The following is a 24,940-nucleotide window of genomic DNA, read 5'->3' on the forward strand; positions in this document are numbered from 1 at the left end:
TGCGAACTTTTCTCGCTTACTGAAACAGGGATGTTTATGCAGAGAACCTTGATCGTAATGACGCCCGTGCAGATTATCGGATTCTGCCTGGCCATTACCGCTTTTGAACTGCTCACCTATATGGCCAGCGACATGATCATGCCGGCCATGTTGACGGTGACCGGCGAGTTCAACGCCGATACCCGGCATGTAGCCAACGCCTTCAACCTGTATCTGATTGGTGGCGTGTGCCTGCAATGGCTGATCGGCCCCCTTTCCGACCGTTACGGCCGGCGTCGCTTGCTGTTGCTCGGCTGTGCGCTGTTCGGCCTGGCGTGCAGCGCCGCAGTCATAACGCAGCGCATTGAAGCCTTTAATGCGTTGCGCCTGATCCAGGGCATGGGCCTGGGCTTTGTGGTCGCCGTCAGCTACCCGACCCTGCAGGAAGTGTTCTGCGAGGCCGATGCCGTGCGCCTCATGGCATTACTGGGCAACGTGGCGCTACTGTCGCCGCTGCTCGGCCCCTTGCTCGGCAGCCTGCTGCTGGAATGGCTGAGCTGGCGACAGATGTTTCTGGGGCTGGCGGCAACGAGTGTGTTTGTCTGGCTCGCTCTGCTTGCCTGGATGCCGGAAACGATCGACGTCGTGCGCCGTGACGGCCAGCGACAGGCTCCCGTGGCGTTTTCGCTCAGGCAGATCGGCCTGGGTTACCTCGCGCTGCTGCGCAACCGACGATTCATCGGCGCCAGTCTGACACTGGGCCTGATGAGCCTGCCGCTGATTGCCTGGATCGGACTGGCGCCGGTGCTGCTCATGCAACGCCTTGAGCTGTCTGCGCTGGAATATGGCCTGTGGCAAATCCCGGTGTTTGCGGCGGTGATCCTCGGTAATTTACTACTCGATCGATTGCTCGTCGGGCACACGCTCGCCCAGGTGATCGGTCTGGCCCTGTGGCCGTTTTGCCTCGGACTGCTGGGGCTGATCGCTGCTGCCCTGAGTTCGGCTGCGCTGCCATTGGCCGTTTGCGCACTGGCCGTGTATGCACTGGGGCTTGGTATGAGCAACGCCGCGCTGTACCGCCTCGCGCTGTTCTCCAGCGATGCGGGCAAGGGGCTGGTCTCGGCCATGATCGGCATGCTGTCGATTGCCGTGATGGGCAGCGGCGGCTCGCTCATCGCCATCATCGGCGGTGGCTCGAACCTGCAATCCTTTTCCCTGCTCGCCGGCCTCGGCGGCCTGCTGTGCCTGCCCCTGCTCTACCGCCTTCTGCGGCATCCGCCGCGCCCACCACACATCAATAAGGATATTCGATGACTCTGTTCCCCCACAGCGATGCGCTTTGCGCATTGCCGCAGCCCTATTGCCAGGAGGCCGTCCCCAAAGGGCTGTTCAATCTGGCCATGAGCGAAATCACCCGGTTTCACGCTCACCATACGCCCGGTTATGGCCACTGGTTGAACGCCCATGCAATCGCTGTCGATGACCTGGACGAGCTCGACGACTGGTCGCAATTGCCACCGATTTTCGCCAGTTTCTTCAAGCAACAGATGCTGCTCAGTCCGACGGGCGAAGACGCCCTGGAACTGACTTCCTCCGGCACCAGCGGGCAGAAGAGCCGCATGCGCTACGACGCGCGCAGCCTCGGCGCCGCGCAGTACATGGTCGAACGGATTTTCGCCCAATATGGCTGGATTACCCCGCATGCCCCGTGCAACTACCTGTTGCTCGGCTATGAGCCCGAGCAGAAAAACACCTTGGGCACATCCTTCACCGATCAATTCCTGTGCGGTTTTGCTCCCGCCAATCGGGTGGTTTACGCCCTGCGTCGCAATGGTAACGGCCACCAGTTTGATCTGTTCGGCGTGATCAGCGCCTTGCAGGCCTTTGCCGAAGAAGGTCTGCCGGTGCGCATCTTCGGCTTTCCCGCCTTTCTCTGGGAAACCCTGCAACGCATGCGCGCCACCGGCGTGGCGGACCTGCAACTGCCAGCTGGATCGCTGGCATTTTTCGGCGGCGGCTGGAAAACCCGCGCCGCCGAAGAAGTCCCCAGACAAGCCTTGTATGCACGGATCCAGCAACAACTGGGCATCGCTACCCAAGACTGTCGCGACGGTTACGGCGCCGTCGAACACGCGGTGCCTTACGTCGAATGCGCCCACCATCACTTTCACGTACCGGTCTACGCGAAAGTGTACATACGCTGTCCGGTGGATTTTTCGGTCTTGCCCTATGGCCAGCGCGGCCTGCTGAGTCTGGTCTCGCCCTACATTTCCTCAAGCCCGGCCCATGCCGTGGTCATGAGCGATCTGGCCACGCTGCATCCCGGCACCCGTTGTGCCTGCGGTCTGGCCAGCGACTGGTTCCAGTTGCACGGCCGCGCCGGTACCACAGCCGCGAGGAGCTGTGCCATGGCCGCGTCCGAACTGCTGGGGAGGCACTGATATGTACTTGATCAACGGTCAGTTGCACACCGAGTGCAGCCTCGACAGCGCCTTGCACCAACTTCAGCGGGAGTTGCCACGAAGGCTGCAGATTCCACTGCAAACCAGCACGCTGCTCGCCACTGCCAAGGCCTTCGCCGAACGTCTGCAACAAGAAAAAACGGAACTGCCACTGGCTCCCGGTCAGCGCGAAGCACTGATCGATTTCTGCCAGCCTGCCGCCCTGCAAGCCAAGCTGGATCGTGAGCTGGGCTTGCGCCCCGAATCGCTGCGCCGTATCGACTATCGACAGTCACGCTTCGAGCGCTGGAGTCCGCTGGGCCTGGTGGTGCATATCACTCCGGCTAATGCGCCGCTGCTGGCGTTCTGTGCGGTGATCGAGAGTCTGCTGAGCGGCAACGTCAACTGGCTGCGCCCCAGCAGCAGTGACGCTGGCTTCACCGCGCGCCTGCTTCAGGCGTTGGTTGCATGTGATACAAGCGGACAACTCAATGGTTACGTGGCGGTGCTGCCGACCCGCACCGAACAGATCGACCAGTTGTGCAGGCACGCCAACGGTGTCGCGGCGTGGGGCGGCGAAACCGCGCTGCAAGCCATCCGCCAGCAGATCCCGCCAGGCTGTCGCTGGATCGACTGGGGGCACCGCATCAGCTTCGCCTACCTGAGCCCGGACGCCGCATCGCCCGCCGTCCTCGATGCGATTGTCGATGAAGTCTGCCGCCTCGATCAGCAAGCCTGCTCCAGCCCGCAGTGGTTGCTGGTGGACAGCGACGACGCGAGCGTACTGAACGATATCGGGGAGCAACTGGCCGCCGCGTTCGAGCGCCGTGCCGGCCAATGGCCGGCCCTTGCACCGACGCTTGAAGAGGCTTCGCAAATCACCACCTGCACGGCGATGGCCCGGCTGGCCCAGAGTTTTGCCGGGCAGACCGGCCGGGTCTGGAGTGCGTCGGGCTGGCGGGTGATCTGGAGCCATGATCGCCAGCTCGAACCTTCTGCGCTGTTTCGCAGCCTGTTGCTCAAACCCCTGCCCCGCGAGCGGCTCAGCGCTACATTGCTGCCCTGGCGCAACGTGCTGCAGAGCTGCGCCTTGCTGTGTCCCGAGGCGCAGATCGCCGAACTGGCGCAAACGCTGATTGCCGCCGGTGTGACGCGCATTACCCCGATCGAGACTATTCACGATGGCTACGACGGCGAACCCCACGACGGTGTTTATGCGCTGCAGCGCCTGAGTCGACGCGTATCGGTCAGTCTGCCGGCGAACATACTGACCAGCCACTCCACGCTTGATCAGCTGCCTGCCCCACCACCACTGACCGGACTGGCGATCATGGACAAGGGACAATTCGTCCGCCAGCCGCCGGATTCAGCGGCGCAGCTGTTCTTTCGCTCCGGCGGCAGCAGTGGCGCACCTGTGCTTTCCGGCTTCAGTTACCACGACTTCCAGCGCCAGATGCAGGCGGCCGCCGATGGTTTGCTCGCAGCCGGACTGGACCCGGCGCAGGACAGGGTCATGAACCTGTTTTTCAGCGGCGGACTGTACGGCGGCTTCTCCAGTTTTGCCAAAGTGCTGGAACAACTGCAGGCCCGACACTGGCCGATGGGCGCCCCTGCGGACGACGATTACCACGAGATCGCGCAGATGATCGAGGCTCAACGGATCACCGTGCTGATCGGCATGCCCGGCACCCTGCACCGGTTGTTTATCAACGAACAACAAATACTCCGGCGCTACGGTGGCGTCGCCAAGGTCTTTCTCGGTGGCGAACACCTGAGTGAGCAAACCCGCGAGCTCTTGCAAAGTTGCGGCGTCAGCCTGATCCGCTCGGCGATTTACGGCAGCGTCGATGCCGGTCCCCTGGGCCATGCCTGCCGGGCCACGGCAGATGGTGTGTTCCACCTGATGAGCGACATCCAGCACCTGGAAATTGTCGATTTCGAGCATGACGTGCCGGTCGGTGACGGCGAATCCGGTCGTCTGCTGGTGACCTCCCGCGAGCGTCAGGGTCAGTCCGTGCAGCGCTATGACATTGGCGACAGCGGACGCTGGTTACCCGGCCCGTGTGCCTGCGGTCTGACGTCGCCGCGCTTCGAACTGCTGCAACGCCACGGCAACCTGCTGCGCATCGGCACCGATTTCATTTCGCTGGCGATCCTGGAGCAGCACCTTCAGGTTCCGTTTCAACTGGTCCTCGACCACGGCCCTGACGGCCTGGAACGCATGCGCCTGCACTGCCCTCTGGAGCCGGCCGAGGCCCACCGCCGACTGCAGAATTATTCGACGCTGATCACGCTGGTGCAGACCGGTTTGCTCACGCTGGACGTCGAGCAGGGTGCCGTCGAGCAGTTCGCCCGAAACCGGCACAGCGGCAAGACTCCCCTACTGATTGATACGCGCCGCTGACAGCAGCTATCTGCACGCGGCCCATCGCCACTTCATACAAGAAAAAATCATGAACACGATCGTTGAATTGAACAATTTGCTCGGTTACACCCGCCAACATTCGGCCTATTGCCGCGAACACTTCAAAGATGTCGCGGCACCCATCAGCGCTTTGACTGAACTGCCCCTGATCGACCCTGAACAATACTGGCGTGACAGTCAGCATCCGCATCAATGGCCAGTGTTGTCAGGCCCGCTGGAAGACGCGATGGTCTTCAAGACCGGGGGCACCACCGGCTCAGGAAAACTCTCGCTGTTCACCCGCGCAGAATGGCAAACCCTGGTGCGCGATTTCGGCAGCCACCTCACGGCGCAACTGAACCCCGGCGACCGGGTCGCCAATCTGTTCTTCGTCGGCGACCTGTATGCCAGCTTCATTTTTCTCCACGACGCGCTGGCACATGTCCAGACTCCCGTCAGCGAATTTCCCTTCACCGGGGCCGTCGACAGCGCCGTACTGGCCGAGTCGATCGTTGCGTACCGGATCAATGTGCTGGCCGGTCTGCCGGCGCAAATGCTCAAATTCGCCGCCTGGCTTGAGCGCCAGTCACGGATCCTGGAGGGCGTCGAAACCCTGCTCTACGGCGGCGAAAGCCTGTTCGCCGCCCAGCTGCAAACGCTCCAGCGGGTGTTCCCGAACGCACGCATTGCCTCTATCGGCTACGCCAGCGTCGATGCCGGACTGATCGGCGTCAGCACCCGCGATTGCGCCCTGGGCGAACACCGAATGCTGGAGCGGCATAGCGTGCTGGAGATCATCGATGAGGTGAGCGGTGACGTCATCGAAGAGTGCAACCGTAACGGCAGGCTGGTCCTGACCAACCTCACCCGGCGCCTGATGCCGGTGATCCGCTATCCGGTCGGCGACCTCGCCTGCTGGCGTGAACCGGCGGGGACGCCGATGCGCAAGTTCGCCCTGATGGGCCGCAGCATGAACAGCCAGCGCGTGCGGGTGAGCGTGTTGAGTCTGGATACCGGTGATATCGGCGAGCTGGTGCGCAAGATCGCCGCCAGCGATGACTGGCAACTGCTCATCGAACAGCGAGCAAGCAAAGATCTGCTGAGCCTCAAGTGGGTACCCTGCACGCGAACGGCTGACATCAGCCAGGCAAGCTCAACCCTGCACCGTGCGCTGATCGACCAATACCCGTTGATCGAGAAGCTGCAGTCCGATCAATTGCTGGAGCTGAACGTGATCGCCTGTGCGAACGATGAACTGACCTGTCATCCACGCTCCGGCAAACATCAGCGGGTCGTGGATCGACGGGTTTACGACCATCCGCAGCAGGGGCAAGCGTGATGGACACGACAATCATCCGCCGCTATCGCGTCGCCGATGCGCCGGCAGTCAGCCGCCTGTTCGAAGAAATCTACGGCGTTCATTATCCTCAACCCCACGTGTATCTGCCCTGGATGATCAGCCAGAACCACAGTGACGGTCGCTGGCACTCGCTGGTAGCGGTGGTAAACGAGCATATCTGCGGGCACGCCACGTTGTTTCGCCAATCTGGCCGAAGCGCACTGGCGGAGCTGGCACTGACCGTAGTGCACCCAGACACTCGCGGGCAAAACATCGCCACCCAGTTGGGCCAGCAGTTGCTGATTCATGCACAGGCGCTGGATTGCCGAGGCGTGACGATCAAACAGGTCACGCATCACCCGTATACGCAGCGCATGGCCGCCGGCCTGGGGTTTCACAGCTGTGGTCTGTTGCCCGATTACGCGCCCTCGCCGTTCGGTGGAACCGGGCGGGAGACGATTGTTGTGGGTCACTGCAGCATCGACGGTTATCGGCGCCCGCTGCCGGCACTCGCCTGGCCGCAGGATTGCCGCGAGCTGATGTCGCGTCTGGAGGCGGTGTTTGGTACCACCGACCATACCGTGCCATGGAAAGGCCCGAAGATCCGCTTCGATCACGTATCCGGGCGCTACGACCTGCTGCTCAAGGCCCTCGATGACAACCTGCTCGAGCAATTGGGACAACTGCCGGCGCACTGGCTGATTTCGATCAGACTCAGACTCGCCCAAGGGTTTTCCAGCGCGCTGCGCAAACTGGCCGATGCCGGTTTCGCTTTCACCGGGATTGTCCCCGATGACCACAGCGACGGCTGGCTGGCCCTGTTTCATCGTGGCTACCAGGCCTCCACGCTGAGCCTGCACTGTCCACATATGCAGAATCTGCAGGATCAGGCGCAGCAGGCCGGCGAAAGGTATCAGGACTAAAAACGAAAACGGCCCACCCAATCAATGGGTGGGCCGTGGGTGACCGGCTCAGGCCTTGGACTTGACGCCTTGATCCACCGGTTTCGCCGCGTTGCCTTCACCGTAGGTTTTCAGGTTCTGCAGCACGTAGATCGCCTTTTTGTATTCAGGGATCAGGTTCTTGCCGTAGGCATTGCCATTGAGGCCATTGTTCTGAATGGCGTCGAGCTGGGTGGCGAAATACTCCAGCGCATTGAATTTTGCATCAGGGTCTTTGGTCACGCCGAAACGGTCGAACTTGTCGCCGGCATTGAGCAATGTAAAGGAGGTGATGTCGGAAATCAGCCCGCGTTCACGCAGAAAAACACTCAGATTGCTCAGTTGCTTGACCGAGACGTTCGCCGGATCGAACCCCTTGATATTTTTGCGCAGGCCCTGCTTGTCCATTTCGGCAGTGTTCAGCGCGGTCGGATTGGTGCCGACCTTGGCGAGCATCTGCTGCACCTTGAGGCTTTGCTTGACCTCCTTCTTCGCGCCTGTATTGCGAACCAGCACCCCTGCCTTGCTCTCCCAGCCGCCGACAATGCCGATCGTCATGAGAAGACTCCCTGTGAAATAACCATGAAATGCCCTTGCTGGACTACTTGAATGCCGGGAAGTATCTACCGGCGAACTGGTGGCACCAACCCTTTTAGTGCAGCCGCTTACAATTTTTGTACATTCTCGATACAAATTGCCAGAAGCTCACGGTGCCGCGGTTTCATGGCAGTTTGACGATTGCTCGCGAAGCTTTTTTTTGCGCTGGCTGACAAGAGGGTCGATCCATTTGTATCGGAGTCGACACGCCCCTTCCGTCAGCCCGACACTTTCTTGCACCAAAGTACTTAAAGCTTCCCCGTTCGCCGACGATACGCTGGTGTGACCCCGCCGTTTTTCCCTCGACCCCACAATAAGAATCGCAGCTCAAGGACCGGTATCCATGCCCGCACTCCGCACCATTCAGGCTCGCTACACGTTATTTCTGGTTCTGTTCATCCTGCTGCTGTCGGTGCTGACCGTGGTCGGTATCAGCCAATTGGTCGCGCCCAAGCTGCGGCATACCGAAGAACAGGTGGTGCTCAACCGGATTGCCGAAGTCGCCGAACAGATTCAGGGCGAACTGAACAAAGTCCAGGCGCAGCAGCGCAGCATCACCCAGACCATTCCGCTGCTCGACAGCGCGGCCATCGACACGGTGTTGCCGGGCCTGGTGGATCAATACGGCGAACTGAAAGTCTTCGGCGGCGGGATCTGGCCACTGCCGGGTCAGCGTGAGGCCGGGCGCAACAAGTTCAGCACCTTCTGGCACCGCGATACCTCGGGCAAACTGGCGGTGAACACCTTCTGGAACAGCGACGCGGCGCCCAACTATTACGACCAGAGCTGGTACAAGGGCGGCATGCAGACCCCGCGGGGCCAGTGCGCCTGGGCCGCTGCCTATAAAGATGACGCGAGTGCCGAGCCGCGCACCAACTGCGCCATGGCGATCCAGAAAAACGGTGCAGCGTGGGGCGTGTCGACCATCGACGTGACGCTGGGCTTCTTCAACGATCTGGTGGCGCGCAAGGAAAAAGACCTCAACGCCGAAATGCTGATAGTCGAGGCCGACGGCAAGATCATCAACAACAGCTCGCGCATCAGCGGCCCGATCGTGCTGAAGAACATCAGCGAACTGGCCGCCGGTTCGACCTTCGCCAGTCAGGTCAAGGCCGGCCTGCAGAACCGCGATCAGGCGCAACGCGTCGAGTTCGACAACAACGGCGAAGCCAGCACCTTCTTCATGCGCCCGATCGAAGGCACGCCGTGGTTCCTCGCCACCGCCCTGCCAACGAAAATGCTCACCGCCCAGCGTGACGACGTGCTCAGCAGCCTGAGCCTGTTGCAGATTCCGCTGGTGATCCTGCTGGTGTTGTTGCAGGTGTATGCGATCCGCCAACTGGTGTCGCGGATGAAAGCGCTGAAGGCCAACATCGACTTGCTGTCCAGCGGCGATGCCGACCTGACCCGGCGCATCACCATCCGTGCCGAAGACGAACTGGGCGCCATCGGCCACTCGGTCAACACCTTTATTGCCTACCTGCAGAACATGATCGGTGAAGTCACCCAAGCCACCGGCGCCATGGCTTCGAGCCTGGACGACCTGCAGCGTACATCGGCCAACACCAGCCAGATTCTGCTGCGCCATGCTTCGGAAACCGATCAGACCGTTACCGCCATCACCGAAATGAGTTCGACGGCCGAAAGCGTCGCGCAGAATGCCGCTGAAACCGCTGCGTTCACCCAGCGCGCCAACGAAAACGCCGATCGCTCACGGGTGGTGGTCGGTGAAGCGACCAACAGCGTGGTGGCCTTGATCGACGAAGTGGCCAGCGCCACCCAGAAAGTCGAGAGCATGCAGCAGGACGCGCAGCGCATCACCGAGATTCTCGGGGTGATCGGCGCAATCGCCGGGCAGACCAACCTGCTGGCGCTCAACGCCGCCATCGAAGCCGCCCGGGCCGGTGAACAGGGTCGCGGTTTTGCCGTGGTCGCCGACGAAGTCCGCGCCCTCGCCGCTCGCACCCAGGCCAGCACCTCGGAAATCAACGAGATGTTGACCCGCCTGACCCAAGGCGTGAGCTCGTCGGTCAGCGCCATGGAAAACACTCAGGCCAGCTGCCAGTCCGCCGCTGACGCCACGGCGCGGGTCAACTCGGGTCTGGATGAAATGGCCGGTTCGGTCAGCCACATCAACAGCCTCAGCACGCAGATCGCTACCGCTGCCGAACAGCAGAGTGCGGTCACCGAAGAGATCAACCGCAGCATGGTGCAGATCCGCCACATGGTCGAAGAACTGGTGCACAGCGGCCAGGCCAGCGAACTCAACACCCGCCAGCTGCTGGAAGCCAACAACCGGGTGAGCGCGATCATGGGGCGGTTCAAGGTTCGGTGAGTCCCCTACCAGTCTATTGTGGCGAGGGAGCTTGCTCCCGCTGGGTCGCGAAGCGGCCCCAACTCTGGCAGCGCAATAAACAGGAAGCCGAAATTAACCGATTGGCGACTGCTGCGCAGCCGAGCGGGAGCAAGCTCCCTCGCCACAGAGCGCATCTCCATTCCGCCTGACAGATTTGTAATCTCTCGCTCAGCAGGCTGTCAGGCTTGATCCATGATCATCCTGCCAGCCTGCCTTGTATCAACTTGAAACACTCCGTTGATGCCCGGCAGGATAATCCGGTCAAAATACTTTCCTTTTTGACCGTCATCCTTGTCGAGAGCCCACCATGCGAACCTCCCTGCGACTGGCCGCCCTCAGCGCCCTGCTCCTGTCCTCCCTGGCCCAGGCCGCCGAGCTGATCCCGATCGAAGTCCATCGCGACGCCAATTGCGGCTGCTGCAAAAAATGGATCAGCCACCTCGAAGCCAACGGCTTCAAAGTCGAAGACCATGTCGAAAGCGACATGAGCAGCTTCAAGCAGCAACACGGCGTGCCACCGCGCCTGGGCTCGTGCCATACCGCGCTGATCAACGGCAAGTTCGTTGAAGGCCATGTGCCGGCGGAACAAGTGCTGGCCCTGAGCAAGCGTGACGATCTGCTGGGTATCGCCGCGCCGGGCATGCCCATGGGGTCACCGGGCATGGAAATGGACGGCATGAGCGATGCCTATCAAGTGATCGGCCTGAAAAAGGACGGCACGGATGTGGTGGTGGCGGACTACCCGGCGCATTGATGGCTGCCGGTTACGTCGGGCTGTTCGCGGCGGCGTTCGGCGCTGCGACGCTGTTGCCGCTGCAATCCGAAGCGCTGCTGGTCGGGCTGATTGCCAGCGACCGTTACTGGCTCTGGGGCCTGCTGGGCGTAGCGACGCTGGGCAATGTCCTCGGTTCGCTGGTCAACTGGTGGCTGGGGCGCGGCCTCGAACGCTTTCAGGATCGACGCTGGTTTCCCGTCAGCCCGAACCACATGGCCACTGCGCGCAAACACTACGAGCGCTATGGTCACTGGTCGCTGCTACTGAGTTGGCTGCCGGTGATCGGTGATCCGCTGACCCTGATCGCCGGCGTCATGCGCGAGCCGCTCGGGCGCTTTCTGCTGATCGTCACGCTGGCCAAAGCTGCGCGTTACACCGTGGTGGCGATGCTGACGCTGGGCTGGCTCGGTTGAACATTCCGGCCATGGCGTTGCCTGTGGTTAACGTCGCCCTAATCCGGGCGTTCCAGCATCAGCCGATTTCCATGGAGTTTGCCCTTATGTCCGTCACGCTATCCCGCTGGCTGCCCGGCCTGGTCCTGACTGCTGCGCTGCCGCTGTTCGCCCACGCTGCAGCGCCCACTGAAACTGCACCCGCCGATGGCCAGACCTATGGCCCGGAGCTGCAAGGTTTCCAATACCCCTACACCCTCAAGCACTTTGCCTTTCAGTCCCAGGGTAAATCCCTGCAGATGGGCTACATGGACGTCGCCGCCCACGGCAAGGCCAACGGGCGCACCGTGGTGCTGATGCACGGCAAGAACTTTTGCGCCGCCACCTGGGACAGTTCGATCAAGGCCTTGAGCGAGGCCGGTTACCGGGTCGTCGCGCCGGATCAGATCGGCTTCTGCACCTCCAGCAAACCCGATCACTACCAGTACAGCTTCCAGCAACTGGCGACCAACACCCAACAGCTGCTCAAGGCCCTCGGCATTCAGAAAGCCACCCTGCTCGGCCATTCCACCGGCGGCATGCTCGCCACTCGCTACGCGCTGCTGTTCCCTGATCAGGTCGAACAACTGGCGCTGGTCAACCCGATCGGCCTGGAAGACTGGAAAGCCCTCGGCGTGCCTTACCGCACCGTTGATCAGTGGTATCAACGCGAACTCAAAGTCACCGCCCAAGGCATTCGCGACTACGAGCGCAACACCTATTATGACGGCCGCTGGAAACCCGAATTCGACCGCTGGGTCGACATGCTCGCCGGCCTGAGCAACGGCCCGGGCAAAACCCAGGTGGCGTGGAACTCGGCACTGATCTACGACATGATCTTCACCCAACCGGTGTACTACGAGTTCAAGGACCTGAAGATGCCGACCCTGCTGTTGATCGGCACGTCCGACACCACGGCCATCGGCAAGGACCTCGCGTCACCCGAGGTCAAGGCGAAAATCGGCCACTATGAGGTGCTCGGCAAGCAGGTCGCCAAGCTGATTCCACAGTCGACGCTGGTGGAATTCCCTGGCATGGGCCACGCGCCGCAGATGGAAGAACCGGCGAAATTTCACCAGGCCCTGCTCGGCTGGCTGAACAACACCAATCCCGTTCGTTGATGAGGTAAGGCTGATGGCGGTGCAGATTGCAGTGATCGATGACTGGCAGGACGTGGCGCGGGACGTGGTTGACTGGTCGGTGCTCGACAGCATCGGCGAGGTGACGTTTGTGCATGACTACCCGGCGGACAACGCCACACTGGCCGCACGTCTGGGCCAGTACCAGGTGATCTGCGTGATGCGCGAGCGCACGCGTTTCGATCAGGACCTGCTGCAGCGCCTACCCAATCTCAAGCTGCTGGTCACCGGTGGCATGCGTAACGCGGCGCTGGACATGCCGGCGGCCGCCGGGCTCGGGATCAAGGTCTGCGGCACCGACAGCTACAAACACGCGGCGCCGGAACTGACCTGGGCGCTGATCATGGCCGCCACGCGCAATCTGCTGAACGAAGCCAACTCCCTGCGCGCCGGTGGCTGGCAGCAAGGGCTGGGCGGTGATTTGCACGGCAAGACCCTGGGCATTCTCGGTCTGGGCAGCATCGGCCAGAAGGTCGCGCAATTCGGTCAGGCGTTCGGCATGCGCGTGATTGCCTGGAGCGAAAACCTCACCGCTGAACGCGCTGAAGCAGCCGGCGTAACCTGGGTCAGCAAGCAGCAACTGTTCGAACAGGCCGATGTGCTTTCGGTGCATCTGGTACTCAGCGAACGCAGTCGCGGGCTGGTGGACGCACAGGCGCTGGACTGGATGAAACCCACCGCGCTGCTGGTCAACACCGCCCGCGGGCCGATCGTCGATGAAGCGGCGCTGATCAAGGCGTTGCAGAAACAGAAGATCGCCGGCGCGGCGCTGGATGTGTTCGATCAGGAGCCGCTGCCTGAACTGCACCCGTTTCGCACATTGGACAATGTGCTGGCCACGCCACATGTGGGGTATGTCAGCCGGCAGAACTATGCGCAGTTCTTTGCGCAGATGATCGAGGATATTCAGGGGTGGGCCGCCGGGAGCCCGCTGCGCCTGTTGAATTGATCGCAACATTTCGATTGCGCTGAATCGACTGACGCCTTCGCGAGCAAGCCCGCTCCCACATTGGAAATGCGTCGTACACAAATCAACTGTGGGAGCGGGCTTGCTCGCGAAGGGGCCTTAATAGACAACACATCAACAAACTGCCCGCACCACAACAGTGCGCCCTCCCTTTGCACTAGCACAAAATCGTGACCAACCAGTCACCGTTTTAGCCCTCTCCCTCAAAAAAACCTGCCCTTCGTCGGTGCGTTCCTGCTTGAACACCACGGATTTCGCTGCCTGCAAACCGATTGTCGAACAATTTACCCGTTTGCTCTCGCCCGCTCTAGGATCTGGCCTAGACTGACTTTCGCGGATTAAAACCGGCCAGTCACAAACCCGAAAAATTGTCGAAACTTTTGCAGATGGCGGCGGGTCATCTGAAAGGCAGGGTCAACGCGACTGGTGCAATCCTTGCAACGGCCCCTTCACCCATTCTGCTTGCACGTGTTGGGTAGCGTTTGCTCACCGATGCGTGGCGCGTTTGCGCCCGGCCACAGGATTTGGCCACAGCTTGTTCGATACAAGAATCAGATCAACGACACGGGAGATTCATATGATCAGTGCGGCATTGGATATTCAGGGAGAGCGTGCTCAGCAGGCGGTTGGTGAATCGAGCACGGTGAGTCTTCCCGGCAGCCGGTCGATCAACGTCCCGGGCACCAAAACGCTGACGCCGGTCGCCAGCCAGAATCCCAACAAGAAGAAAGTGTTGTTCGTCACCTCGGAAATCGCCGATCTGGTGAAGACCGGTGGTCTGGGGGACGTCTCCGCCGCCCTGCCCCGCGCCATGGCGCACCTGCACGATGTGCGCGTGTTGATCCCCGGTTACCCGCAGGTGATGCACAGCGAGAACCCGATCCACATCATCGGCGAACTCGGCGGGCATGCCGCATTGCCTCCGTGCAAGATCGGGCGCATGGACATGCCGGACGGGCTGGTGATCTACGTGCTGATCTGCCCCGAGCTGTATGAGCGTGAAGGCTCGCCGTACGGAGCCAACAACGGTCGCGACTGGCCGGACAACCATATTCGTTTCGCCCGCCTGGGCCTGGCCGCTGCCGACATCGCCGCCAACCTCGCACAAATTCACTGGTGCCCGGATCTGGTGCACGCCCACGACTGGCCCGCCGGTCTGGCCCCTGCGTATATGCACTGGCGCGGGCAGCGCACGCCGACCCTGTTCACCATTCACAACCTCGCCTACCAAGGCGTGACCAGCCTCGGCTCGTGCCCCGAGCTGGGTATTCCGACCCACGCCCTGCAACAGGAAGGCATGGAATTCTACGGCAAGATGTCGTTCCTCAAGGCCGGCATGGCCTATTCGAGCCACATCACCACCGTCAGCGCCACCTACGCGCAGGAAATCACCACCCCGGATTTCGGCTGCGGTCTCGACGGTTTTCTCGCCGCCAAGACCCAGCAAGGCTTGCTCAGCGGCATCCCCAACGGCATCGACGAGAGCTGGGACGCGGCCACTGATCCGCACCTGTTCGCGCCGTTCGCCATCGGCGACTGGGAAGGCAAAGCGGTGAACGCCGCCCACGTGCGTGAACTGTTTGGCTTGAACGATTCCAGCGGCCCGCTGTTCGCCGTGGTTTCGCGTCTGGTGTATCAGAAAGGTCTGGACCTGACTGAAGCCGTCTCCGAATACATCGTGCAGAACGGCGGCCAGATCGCAATCATCGGCCGTGGCGAGCCGGAAGAAGAACAGGCCATGCGTGAACTGGCGCTGCGCTTCCCCGGGCAGATCGGCGTACGCATCGGCTTCAATGAAACCGACGCCCGGCGCATGTTCGCCGGCAGCGATTTCCTGCTGATGCCGTCGCGTTATGAACCTTGCGGCCTGAGCCAGATGTACGCCCAGCGCTTCGGCTCTTTGCCCGTGGCACGCAATACCGGCGGCCTGGCCGACACCATCGAAAACGGCGTTACCGGTTTCCTTTTCGACGAATCCACTGTCGAGAGCTACCGCGAAGCGCTGAGCCGCGCATTCAAGGTCTTTGCCTTTCCCGAACTGCTCAATGCCATGCGTTGCCGAGCGATGGCCGCGCCGTTCAACTGGTGCAAAGCGGTCGAACCCTACGCCGAACTCTACGAACAACTGGTCGCCAAGGCGCTGGGTAAAGCCGGCCACAAATAACTCAGGGAGCTTTTCACCATGCCGTTACGGACCCAAGAAAACTGGCCCCACGGCGCGATCATGCAGGACGCCGAACACACTCAGTTTGCGCTGTGGGCACCGGATGCGTTTTACGTCAGTGTCGAACTTGAAGACGGCCAGTCCTTGCCGATGTTACCGCAGGCCGATGGCTGGTTCGTGATCAAGACCCGGTGCCCGGCGGGCACCCGCTACCGCTTCAACATCGATGGTGAACTGGAGGTGCCCGACCCGGCCTCCCGCGCCCAGGACGGCGACCTTGACCGCCACAGTGTGGTGGTCGATCCGCTGGCCTATGACTGGCGCCACACCACCTGGCACGGCCGGCCGTGGAGCGAAGCGGTGATCTACGAGCTGCACGTCGGCGCGCTCGGCGGCTTTGCCGAAGTCGAGCAGCATCTGGCGCGTCTGGTCGAGCTGGGCATCACTGCCATCGAACTGATGCCCCTGGCGCAGTTTCCCGGCACGCGCAACTGGGGTTATGACGGCGTGCTGCCTTTCGCACCGCAAGCCTCCTATGGCACTCCGGAACAACTCAAACACCTGATCGACAGCGCCCACGGCCATGGGCTGGCGGTGATTCTCGACGTGGTCTACAACCACTTCGGCCCCGACGGCAATTACCTCGGGCGCTACGCCAAAGGCTTTTTCCGCGAAGACAAGCACACGCCATGGGGCGCGGCGATCGATTTCCGCCGCCGTGAAGTGCGGGACTTCTTCATTGAAAACGCGCTGATGTGGGTGCTCGAATACCGCTTCGACGGACTGCGCCTGGACGCGGTGCACGCCATCGAAAGCCCGGACTTCCTGCCCGAACTGGCGCAGCGTATTCGTCAGCAGATCGATCCGAGCCGTCACGTCTGGCTGACCGTCGAAAACGAGCTCAACCAGTCGAGCTTGCTTGAAGAGGATTACGACGCGCAGTGGAACGACGACGGCCACAACGCCCTGCACGTGCTGCTGACCGGCGAAACCGACGCCTACTACGCTGACTATGCGCTGAAACCCACCGAACAACTGGTGCGCTGCCTAAGCCAGGGCTTCGTGTTTCAGGGCCACATCACCCGCCACGGCGAACCGCGCGGCGAGCCCAGCGAACACCTGCCCTCCACCGCTTTCATCCTGTTCCTGCAGAACCACGACCAGATCGGCAACCGCGCCTTCGGCGAACGTCTGCATCACCTGGCCGATCCACGCGCGGTGCAGGCCGCCACCGTGCTGTTGCTGCTGTCACCGATGATTCCGCTGATGTTCATGGGCGATGAGTACGCGGCCGAGCAGCCGTTCCTGTTTTTCACCAGCCACCACGGTGAACTGGCGGATCTGGTGCGCGAAGGTCGGCGCAATGAATTCGCCGGGTTCAGCGCCTTCGCCGATCCGCACAAACGCGAAAAAATTCCCGATCCGAATGCCGAGCAGACCTTCCACGCCTCGCAGCCTCGCCTGGTCGGCAACGGCAGCGCAAAACAGCAGAAAACCCTCGCGCTGTACCGGCAACTGCTGCAATTGCGCCACCGCTACATCATTCCCCATCTGTCCGGCACCCAGGCGCTCGGGGCGCACATGCTCGGCTTCGGTGCGGTCAGTGCACGCTGGCGCCTGGGCGATGGCAGTGAGCTGCGAATTGACCTGAACCTCAGCGATACGCCAGTGGTCAACCCTGCACAGACCGACGCCGTGTGGCTGTTTCAACAGCCGCCCGCCGTTGCCCTGTCGGAACCGGGCGTATTGCCCGCGTATTGCGCGCTTGTCAGCCTCACGGCCGCAACCCCCTTGCAACCTCTGGATGGAGAGCGCCTATGAGCGATGCGCAACTGGAAATACTCGCAAGCCGCGCCGGCCTCGCCGTCGACTGGATCGACGCCAACGGCCGCCCGCAGAAAGTCGCCCCGGCGGTGCTGCGCAATGTTCTCACCGGCCTGGGTCATCCGGCCAATACCGCACAGGAAATCGACGCCAGCCTGCTGCAACTGCAACAGGTGCAACAGGATCGCCACCTGCCGCCGCTATTGACCGCAGATGTCGGGGTCAGCGTTGATCTGGCCCGCTATTTCGAGCCTGAAACGCCTTGCGAAATCCACCTTGAAGACGGTTCACGGCTTAACCTCAAACTCGACGCCGAAGCGAAACTGCCCGGTTTGATCCCGGTCGGTTATCAGCAGGTGCACATCGCCGACCAATATTTCACCCTGGCCGTGGCCCCCGAGCGCTGCTTCAGCGTCGGCGATGCGGTAGACAACCCGATCCCTCGCGTCTGGGGGTTGAGCGCGCAGTTGTACAGTCTGCGCCGCCCCGGCGACTGCGGCTTTGGCGACACACAGGCGCTGGAAGAACTGGCGCGGGTGGCCGGCGAGCGCGGTGCCGATGCGCTGGCAATCAGTCCGTTGCATGCGATGTTCAGCGCCGACACCGGACGCTACAGCCCCTATTCGCCGTCCAGCCGCCTGTTTCTCAACGCCTTGTATGCCGCACCGGGCGCCATCCTTGGCGAACGCGCCCTGCGTGATGCGATCGACGCCAGCGGTCTGGCCGAGCAATTCCGGCAACTGGAAGACTTGAAGCTGATCGACTGGCCCGCGGCCGCCGACGCCAAACAGAAATTGCTGCAAGCCTTGTACGACGGTTTCGTCGCGGGCGAGCATCCGTTGCATCCGGACTTCGCCAGTTTCCGCCATGCCGGTGGCGAAGCCCTGGAAAATCACTGCCGTTTCGAAGCCATTCAGGAAATGCGCGCCGCCCGTGGCGAAAGCCTCGACTGGCGCGAATGGCCGGCACACTGGCATGAGCCGCGCGGCGCCGCCCTCGAAGCCTTTGCCGAGGAATACGCCGAACGCATCAGTTACTTCGCCTTTTGCCAGTGGTTGATCCACCGCTGCCTGGAGCGCGCGCAAACGGCTGCGCGCAGCGCCGGCATGGGCATCGGCCTGATCGCTGACCTTGCGGTCGGTGCCGACGGCGCCGGCAGCCAGGCCTGGAGCTTTCAGGACGAACTGCTCGCCTCGCTCACCGTGGGTGCGCCGCCAGACATTCTCAATCGCTCCGGTCAGGGTTGGGGGATTTCCGCGTTTTCCCCCGAAGGCCTGATCCGCAACGGCTTTCGTGCGTTCATCGACATGCTGCGCGCCAACTTCGCCCACGCTGGCGGGCTGCGCATCGACCATGTCATGGGCCTGCAACGCCTGTGGGTGATCCCCAACGGCGCGGCGCCGGCCGATGGCGCTTATCTGTATTACCCGTTTGACGATCTGCTGCGCCTGCTGACCCTTGAGTCCCATCGACATCAGGCGATCGTCCTCGGCGAAGACCTCGGCACCGTGCCCGACGGTCTGCGGGAAAAACTCAGTGCGCGGGCGATTCTTGGCATGCGCGTGCTGCTGTTCGAACAGGACAACACGTATTTCAAACCGATCCTCGACTGGCCGGACAACGCGCTGGCGACCACCAGCACCCACGATCTGCCGACGCTCAACGGTTGGTGGCATGGCCGCGATATCGACTGGAATGCGCGTCTGGAATTTGTCGACGCCAACGGTGAAATCGAATGGCGCCGCCATCGCCAGCGCGAGCGCGAAGGCCTGCGCGGGGCCTTGAGTCAGGACCCGCAAAATTTTCGCGAAGAGTCCCACGAAGCCGATCAAGTGGTCGATGCCAGCGTGCGTTTCCTCGGCCACACCCGTGCACCGCTGGTGTTGCTGCCGCTGGAAGATGCGCTGGGCATCGACGAGCAGGCCAACCTGCCGGGCACCATCGACAGCCATCCGAACTGGTCGCGACGCCTGCCCGGCAACAGCGAAGCCTTGCTCGATGGCGCCGATGCCGCGCGTCGCCTGGAACTGCTGGCCTGCGCCCGCCTGCAAGCTGCCGAGCGTGACCAATGAACCAGACCCTCATCCAACCCCTGCGCGCCACCCTGCGCCTGCAATTTCACAAGGGTTTCACTCTGGAACAGGCGGTGCCGCTGGTGCCGTACTTTGCCCGCCTCGGCATCAGCCACATTTATGCCTCACCGCTGCTCGCGGCCCGCGCCGGTTCGATGCACGGCTACGACGTGGTCGACCCGACGCAAGTCAATCCGGAACTCGGCGGCGAACCGGCGCTGCGGCGTCTGGTCAGCACCCTGCGCGAACACGGCATGGGCCTGATCCTCGACATCGTCTCCAACCACATGGCGGTCGGTGGCGGTGACAACCCGTGGTGGCTCGATCTGCTGGAGTGGGGCCGCCTGAGCCCGTACGGCGAGTTCTTCGACATCCAGTGGCACTCACCGGACCCGTTGATGGAAGGCCAGTTGCTGTTGCCGTTTCTCGGCAGCGACTACGGTGTCGCGCTGCAGGAAGGCACGTTGAAACTGCATTTCGATGCGCAGCAAGGTCGCTTCCATGTCGAGCATTACGAGCATCACTTTCCGATCTGCCCGAATGACTACGGCGAACTGCTCAAACCGGTCGAAGCGCTGAAATCCCTGGCCGATCGTTTCAGCACCCTCAGCTACCAGACCGACGCCCATGCGCTGGCGATGCCGCTCAAGGCTGAACTGAAAGAGCTGGCAGCCGATCCGCAGACTCTCGCCGCGATTGAGGAAAGTCTCGCGCATTACGACTCCACGACAGCAGAAGGCTTCGACAAGCTGCATCAGTTGCTCGAACGCCAAAGCTACCGTCTGGCCAGTTGGCGCACCGCAGCAGACGACATCAACTGGCGGCGCTTTTTCGACATCAACGAGCTCGGTGGCCTGCGTGTCGAACGCCCGGCGGTGTTCGAAGCGACCCACGGCAAGATCTTCCAGCTGATTAGCGAAGGCCTGGTCGACGGTTTGCGTATCGACCACATCGACGGCCTCGCCGACCCCCGTGGCTATTGCCGCAAGCTGCGGCGGCGCCTCGACTTGCTTGCGCCGGGTCGGCACTTGCCGATCTATGTCGAGAAGATTCTCGGTGCCGGCGAAACCCTGCGTACCGATTGGGCGGTGGATGGCAGCACCGGTTACGAGTTCATGAATCAGCTGTCGTTGCTGCAACACGACCCGGCTGGCGAACACGTCCTCGGCGACCTCTGGCAGCGACGCACCGAGCGTCCGGCGGCGTTCATCGAAGAAGCGCAACTGGCGCGGCAACAGATCCTCAACGGCTCGCTGGCCAGTGACTTCGAAAGCGTCGCCCAGGCGCTGCTGCAAGTGGCCCGCGATGACCTGATGACCCGTGACCTGACCCTCGGCGCGATCCGTCGGGTGTTGCAGGCGCTGATCGTGCATTTCCCGGTGTATCGCACTTACATCAATGCGCTGGGTCGCGCGGCGCAGGATGAACAGTTCTTCCAGCAAGCCATGGACGGTGCGCGGCAAACGCTGGGCGAAGGCGACTGGCCGGTGCTCGAATGCGTCGCGGCCTGGCTTGGTGGTACGCCCTGGCGGCAAAAGCCGCGCGGGCGCTCGCGCAAGATCCTCAAGCACGCCTGCGTGCGTTTCCAGCAACTGACGTCGCCGGCAGCGGCCAAAGCCGTGGAAGACACCGCGTTGTATCGCTCGGCGGTGCTGCTGTCGCGCAATGACGTCGGCTATAACACCGAGCAGTTCAGCGCGCCGGTCAGCGACTTCCATGCGGTCAATCAGCAACGCCTGGATGCGTTTCCCGACAATTTGCTGGCCACTGCGACCCACGACCACAAACGCGGCGAAGACACCCGCGCACGACTGGCGGTGCTCAGCGAACGCAGCCACTGGTACGCCGAACAGGTCGAGTTGTGGCGCGCCCTCGCCAGGCCGTTGCGCGACGATGACCAGGTGCCGTCGTCCGGCGATGAACTGATCCTTTATCAGGCGTTGCTCGGCAGTTGGCCGCTGCAACTGCGTGATGACGATCAGGCAGGTTTCAGCGACTACGCCGAACGCATCTGGCAGTGGCAACAGAAAGCCCTGCGCGAAGCCAAGTTGCAAAGCAGCTGGAGCGCGCCGAACGAGGCCTACGAAAACGCTGCGCAGACGTTCACCCAACGCTTGCTCACCGGTGCAGAAGGCGAGCTGCTGCGCGCCGCGCTGAGCAAGACCGTCAACAGCATCGCGGCAGCCGGCGCCCTTAACAGTCTGGCGCAAACCTTGCTGCGCATGACCGTGCCGGGGGTGCCGGATCTGTATCAAGGCAACGAGTTCTGGGACTTCAGCCTGGTCGATCCGGACAACCGCCGGACGGTGGATTACGCCGCGCGCGCGCAAGCTCTGGACGGACACGCGCCGCTCCCGGAGCTGCTGGCGAACTGGCGTGACGGGCGCATCAAGCAAGCGTTGATCGCCGAGGTGTTGAACCTGCGCGCCGAACACGCCGAGCTGTTTCGCCGGGGCACGTATCAGGCCTTGGAGGTGCTGGGCGAGCAGGCGCACAACGTGCTCGCATTCGCCCGTGAGCACGAGGGCCGCTACGCCATCGTGATCGTGCCGATCCGCTGCGCGACGTTGCTGGAAAACAGTGCCGTGCCACAGGTGGATGCGCTGCGCTGGGGCGATACACGGGTGGTTTTACCGTTCGCCGCCTCTGACACAAACCTGAAGGGACTTTTTCACAGCAGCGCAGTCACAAAAAACAGGGAGCTGAACGTCAGCGCCGCGCTGGGGGATTTCCCGGTCAATCTGTTTACCCAACTCTTTACGTAACGACGAGTTCAGTTCAGGAGCATTGCGATGAGTACCGACGATAAACGCATCCGCGAGTTTGCCTATCAGATCTGGGAATCGGAGGGCAAACCTGAAGGTCATGAAGCGCGTCATTGGGAAATGGCGCGCAAACTGGCCGAAGCCGAGGCCCTCGCGCCGAAGAAGTCGCCAAAGGCTGCGGGCAGCAAAACTGCCGGCAAGACTGCGACCGGCAAAGCCAGCGAAAGCAAGACCCCGGCGGCCAAGCCCAAGGCGCCTGCGGACGCCAAAGCCAAGCCTTCCAGCGCCGCCAAAGTGATTCCACCGGGCGAAAAAGCCGCCGAGAAAAAGCCGCGCGCCCCACGCAAGCCCCCGGCCAACTGACACACCCGGATTATTGAACTGAATGACCGTGTGGCGGGTTCGCTCGCCACCGAGGACTCACTCGTCCTCAAGAAACATACAACCTTCCTGTAGGAGTGAGCCTGCTCGCGATAGCGATGTATCAGGCGAAATCGCGATTGAATGTCAGACCGCTATCGCGAGCAGGCTCACTCCTACAAGGTTTTGTATCAGCCGAGAATTTCCCCGATTTGCAGGAGCAATCATGACCCGTCCAAAGAATGCCGAGCCCGCAGCGCACGCTGAACCTTCGAGAATCCGTGAAGGCCTGCCCTTCCCGCTCGGTGCGACCTGGGATGGTCTGGGGGTTAACTTTGCACTGTTTTCCGCCAACGCCACCAAGGTTGAACTGTGCATTTTCGACGATGCCGGCGAAGTCGAACTCGAACGCATCGAACTGCCGGAGTACACCGACGAGATCTATCACGGATATCTGCCCGACGCCCATCCGGGGCTGATCTACGGCTACCGCGTGTATGGCCCGTATGACCCGGCAAACGGCCATCGCTTCAACCACAACAAACTGCTGATCGACCCGTACGCCAAACAACTGGTCGGCGAGTTGAAATGGTCAGAGGCGCTGTTCGGCTACACCATCGGCCACCCCGATGCCGACCTCAGTTTCGATGAACGCGACAGCGCGCCGTTTGTGCCCAAGTGCAAGGTCATCGACCCGGCGCACACCTGGGGCAATGACCACCGCGTCAGCGTGCCGTGGGACAAAACCATCATCTATGAAACCCACGTACGCGGCATCAGCATGCGTCACCCATCGGTGCCGGAGAACGTGCGCGGTACCTTTGCCGGGTTGATGGTCGACGACGTGCTCGAACACATCCGCAAACTCGGCGTGTCGAGTGTGGAATTGCTGCCGATCCATGCCTTCGTCAACGACCAGCATTTGCTGCACAAGGGCATGACCAACTACTGGGGCTACAACAGCATCGCCTTCTTCGCCCCGGACCCGCGTTACCTGGCCAGCGGCAAGATCGCCGAGTTCAAGGAGATGGTCGCGCACCTGCACGAGGCCAATCTGGAAGTGATCCTCGACGTGGTCTACAACCACACCGCCGAGGGCAACGAACAGGGTCCGACCCTGTCGATGCGCGGCATCGATAACGCCTCCTACTATCGCCTGATGCCGGACGACAAGCGCTATTACATCAACGATTCCGGCACCGGCAACACCCTCGACCTCAGTCACCCGTGCGTGCTGCAGATGGTCACCGACTCGCTGCGTTATTGGGCCAGCGAGATGCACGTCGACGGTTTCCGCTTCGATCTGGCAACCATTCTCGGGCGCTATCACGACGGTTTCGACGAGCGCCACAGCTTCCTCGTCGCCTGCCGTCAGGACCCGGTGCTGCGTCAGGTGAAAATGATCGCCGAGCCGTGGGACTGTGGCCCCGGTGGCTATCAGGTCGGCAATTTTCCGCCGGGCTGGGTCGAGTGGAACGACAAATTCCGCGACACCGTGCGCGCGTTCTGGAAAGGCGACGACGGCCAGGTTGCCGACTTCGCCAGCCGCATGACCGCGTCCGGCGAGATGTTCAACCAGCGTGGGCGGCGGCCGTACTCGTCGGTGAACTTCATCACCGCGCATGACGGTTTCACCCTCAACGATCTGGTGTCGTACAACGACAAGCACAACGAAGCCAACGACGAGAACAACCAGGACGGCAGCAACAACAACCTGTCGTGGAACCACGGCGTCGAAGGCCCGACCGACGATCCCGAGATCAATGCGCTGCGCCATCGGCAGATGCGCAACTTCTTCGCCACGCTGCTGCTGTCGCAGGGCACGCCGATGATCGTTGCCGGCGACGAATTCGCCCGCACGCAGGACGGCAACAACAACGCCTATTGCCAGGACAGCGAGATTGGCTGGGTCAACTGGGACCTGAGCGAGGACGGCAAGGCGCTGCTCAAATTCGTCAAACGCCTGATCAAGTTGCGTATGGCTTATCCGATCCTGCGTCGCGGGCGTTTCCTGGTCGGCGAGTACAACGAGGACATCGGCGTCAAGGACGTCACCTGGCTGGCGCCGGACGGCACCGAGATGACCACCGAACACTGGCACGACGCGAATAACCGTTGCCTGGGCATGCTCCTTGATGGTCGCGCGCAGGAAACCGGGATCCGCCGCAAAGGTGCCGATGCGACGTTGCTGCTGGTGGTCAACGCCCACCACGACATCGTCAACTTCAGCCTGCCTGAAGTGCCGGAAGGCAGTTTCTGGACCTGCATGATCGACACCAATCAGCCGTCGATTCGCGGTCAGGAACGCTTCGAGTTCGGCCATGAGTATTCAGTCACCGGGCGTTCGCTGCTGCTGTTCGAACTGCAACGCGAAGAAGAAGACTGA

17 protein-coding genes are annotated in these 24,940 nt (G+C 62.0%); 16 read left to right on the forward strand and 1 reads right to left on the reverse strand.

The features are described 5' to 3' along the window. Positions 1 to 36: 36 nt before the first annotated feature. The 5 genes from VLA07_RS17665 to VLA07_RS17685 are packed head-to-tail and all read left to right on the forward strand — an operon-like array spanning position 37 to position 7,086. Positions 37 to 1,293, forward strand: coding sequence for an MFS transporter (locus VLA07_RS17665; protein ID WP_333990226.1), 1,257 nt, complete (start codon positions 37 to 39; stop codon positions 1,291 to 1,293). Then, on the forward strand, positions 1,290 to 2,420 hold the full coding sequence (locus VLA07_RS17670) for a LuxE/PaaK family acyltransferase (protein ID WP_333990002.1): 1,131 nt from the start codon (positions 1,290 to 1,292) through the stop codon (positions 2,418 to 2,420). The genes VLA07_RS17665 and VLA07_RS17670 overlap by 4 nt, the downstream gene beginning before the upstream one ends. Before the next feature lies 1 nt (position 2,421). After that, positions 2,422 to 4,824 (forward strand): aldehyde dehydrogenase family protein, encoded by a 2,403-nt coding sequence (locus VLA07_RS17675; RefSeq protein WP_333990005.1) that lies wholly within the window; start codon positions 2,422 to 2,424, stop codon positions 4,822 to 4,824. Positions 4,825 to 4,873: 49 nt separating this feature from the next. Further along, positions 4,874 to 6,163: a phenylacetate--CoA ligase family protein gene (locus tag VLA07_RS17680; RefSeq protein ID WP_333990007.1), complete on the forward strand. Its 1,290-nt coding sequence runs from the start codon at positions 4,874 to 4,876 to the stop codon at positions 6,161 to 6,163. Next, positions 6,163 to 7,086 (forward strand): GNAT family N-acetyltransferase, encoded by a 924-nt coding sequence (locus tag VLA07_RS17685; RefSeq protein ID WP_096797496.1) that lies wholly within the window; start codon positions 6,163 to 6,165, stop codon positions 7,084 to 7,086. The genes VLA07_RS17680 and VLA07_RS17685 overlap by 1 nt, the downstream gene beginning before the upstream one ends. Before the next feature lie 48 nt (positions 7,087 to 7,134). Here the strand turns inward: VLA07_RS17685 and VLA07_RS17690 are convergent, their stop codons facing one another. Further along, positions 7,135 to 7,662 (reverse strand): hypothetical protein, encoded by a 528-nt coding sequence (locus VLA07_RS17690; RefSeq protein ID WP_027612032.1) that lies wholly within the window; start codon positions 7,660 to 7,662, stop codon positions 7,135 to 7,137. 382 nt (positions 7,663 to 8,044) lie between these two features. Here VLA07_RS17690 and VLA07_RS17695 point away from each other — a divergent pair, with 382 nt between their 5' ends. From VLA07_RS17695 to glgX, 11 genes are all read left to right on the forward strand, one after another. Beyond that, a complete protein-coding gene (locus tag VLA07_RS17695; protein WP_333990010.1) occupies positions 8,045 to 10,036 on the forward strand; it encodes a methyl-accepting chemotaxis protein in 1,992 nt (663 codons plus the stop codon). A 328-nt stretch (positions 10,037 to 10,364) separates the two neighbouring features. Further along, positions 10,365 to 10,811, forward strand: a complete 447-nt coding sequence (locus VLA07_RS17700; RefSeq protein ID WP_103369533.1) for a DUF411 domain-containing protein — start codon at positions 10,365 to 10,367, stop codon at positions 10,809 to 10,811. Continuing rightward, the gene (locus VLA07_RS17705) at positions 10,811 to 11,245 is read left to right on the forward strand and encodes a YqaA family protein (RefSeq protein ID WP_330207251.1); all 435 of its coding nucleotides are present in this window, start codon (positions 10,811 to 10,813) and stop codon (positions 11,243 to 11,245) included. The genes VLA07_RS17700 and VLA07_RS17705 overlap by 1 nt, the downstream gene beginning before the upstream one ends. A gap of 86 nt (positions 11,246 to 11,331) precedes the next feature. Continuing rightward, on the forward strand, positions 11,332 to 12,384 hold the full coding sequence (locus VLA07_RS17710; protein ID WP_134786295.1) for an alpha/beta fold hydrolase: 1,053 nt from the start codon (positions 11,332 to 11,334) through the stop codon (positions 12,382 to 12,384). Positions 12,385 to 12,397: 13 nt separating this feature from the next. Further along, on the forward strand, positions 12,398 to 13,351 hold the full coding sequence (locus tag VLA07_RS17715) for a D-2-hydroxyacid dehydrogenase family protein (protein ID WP_333990012.1): 954 nt from the start codon (positions 12,398 to 12,400) through the stop codon (positions 13,349 to 13,351). A 595-nt stretch (positions 13,352 to 13,946) separates the two neighbouring features. Continuing rightward, a complete protein-coding gene (gene glgA, locus VLA07_RS17720) occupies positions 13,947 to 15,533 on the forward strand; it encodes a glycogen synthase GlgA (protein WP_103369530.1) in 1,587 nt (528 codons plus the stop codon). Positions 15,534 to 15,551: 18 nt separating this feature from the next. Next, a complete protein-coding gene (gene treZ / locus VLA07_RS17725) occupies positions 15,552 to 17,354 on the forward strand; it encodes a malto-oligosyltrehalose trehalohydrolase (RefSeq protein WP_333990016.1) in 1,803 nt (600 codons plus the stop codon). Beyond that, the gene (gene malQ / locus VLA07_RS17730) at positions 17,351 to 19,429 is read left to right on the forward strand and encodes a 4-alpha-glucanotransferase (protein WP_333990017.1); all 2,079 of its coding nucleotides are present in this window, start codon (positions 17,351 to 17,353) and stop codon (positions 19,427 to 19,429) included. The genes treZ and malQ overlap by 4 nt, the downstream gene beginning before the upstream one ends. Next, on the forward strand, positions 19,426 to 22,194 hold the full coding sequence (locus tag VLA07_RS17735; protein WP_333990019.1) for a malto-oligosyltrehalose synthase: 2,769 nt from the start codon (positions 19,426 to 19,428) through the stop codon (positions 22,192 to 22,194). The genes malQ and VLA07_RS17735 overlap by 4 nt, the downstream gene beginning before the upstream one ends. A gap of 27 nt (positions 22,195 to 22,221) precedes the next feature. Further along, positions 22,222 to 22,557, forward strand: coding sequence for a DUF2934 domain-containing protein (locus VLA07_RS17740; protein WP_027612042.1), 336 nt, complete (start codon positions 22,222 to 22,224; stop codon positions 22,555 to 22,557). A gap of 223 nt (positions 22,558 to 22,780) precedes the next feature. After that, on the forward strand, positions 22,781 to 24,940 hold the full coding sequence (gene glgX, locus VLA07_RS17745; protein ID WP_333990021.1) for a glycogen debranching protein GlgX: 2,160 nt from the start codon (positions 22,781 to 22,783) through the stop codon (positions 24,938 to 24,940).

Origin of the sequence: Pseudomonas sp. S3(2024), assembly GCF_036861315.1 — a bacterium.
GTDB classification, from domain to species: Bacteria; Pseudomonadota; Gammaproteobacteria; order Pseudomonadales; family Pseudomonadaceae; genus Aquipseudomonas; species Aquipseudomonas putida_A.

Coding starts and splice junctions, on each gene's coding strand:
- VLA07_RS17665 (WP_333990226.1), top strand. CDS start 37: ATGCAGAGAACCTTGATCGTAATGACGCCCGTGCAGATTATCGGATTC.
- VLA07_RS17670 (WP_333990002.1), top strand. CDS start 1,290: ATGACTCTGTTCCCCCACAGCGATGCGCTTTGCGCATTGCCGCAGCCC.
- VLA07_RS17675 (WP_333990005.1), top strand. CDS start 2,422: ATGTACTTGATCAACGGTCAGTTGCACACCGAGTGCAGCCTCGACAGC.
- VLA07_RS17680 (WP_333990007.1), top strand. CDS start 4,874: ATGAACACGATCGTTGAATTGAACAATTTGCTCGGTTACACCCGCCAA.
- VLA07_RS17685 (WP_096797496.1), top strand. CDS start 6,163: ATGGACACGACAATCATCCGCCGCTATCGCGTCGCCGATGCGCCGGCA.
- VLA07_RS17690 (WP_027612032.1), bottom strand. CDS start 7,662: ATGACGATCGGCATTGTCGGCGGCTGGGAGAGCAAGGCAGGGGTGCTG.
- VLA07_RS17695 (WP_333990010.1), top strand. CDS start 8,045: ATGCCCGCACTCCGCACCATTCAGGCTCGCTACACGTTATTTCTGGTT.
- VLA07_RS17700 (WP_103369533.1), top strand. CDS start 10,365: ATGCGAACCTCCCTGCGACTGGCCGCCCTCAGCGCCCTGCTCCTGTCC.
- VLA07_RS17705 (WP_330207251.1), top strand. CDS start 10,811: ATGGCTGCCGGTTACGTCGGGCTGTTCGCGGCGGCGTTCGGCGCTGCG.
- VLA07_RS17710 (WP_134786295.1), top strand. CDS start 11,332: ATGTCCGTCACGCTATCCCGCTGGCTGCCCGGCCTGGTCCTGACTGCT.
- VLA07_RS17715 (WP_333990012.1), top strand. CDS start 12,398: ATGGCGGTGCAGATTGCAGTGATCGATGACTGGCAGGACGTGGCGCGG.
- glgA (WP_103369530.1), top strand. CDS start 13,947: ATGATCAGTGCGGCATTGGATATTCAGGGAGAGCGTGCTCAGCAGGCG.
- treZ (WP_333990016.1), top strand. CDS start 15,552: ATGCCGTTACGGACCCAAGAAAACTGGCCCCACGGCGCGATCATGCAG.
- malQ (WP_333990017.1), top strand. CDS start 17,351: ATGAGCGATGCGCAACTGGAAATACTCGCAAGCCGCGCCGGCCTCGCC.
- VLA07_RS17735 (WP_333990019.1), top strand. CDS start 19,426: ATGAACCAGACCCTCATCCAACCCCTGCGCGCCACCCTGCGCCTGCAA.
- VLA07_RS17740 (WP_027612042.1), top strand. CDS start 22,222: ATGAGTACCGACGATAAACGCATCCGCGAGTTTGCCTATCAGATCTGG.
- glgX (WP_333990021.1), top strand. CDS start 22,781: ATGACCCGTCCAAAGAATGCCGAGCCCGCAGCGCACGCTGAACCTTCG.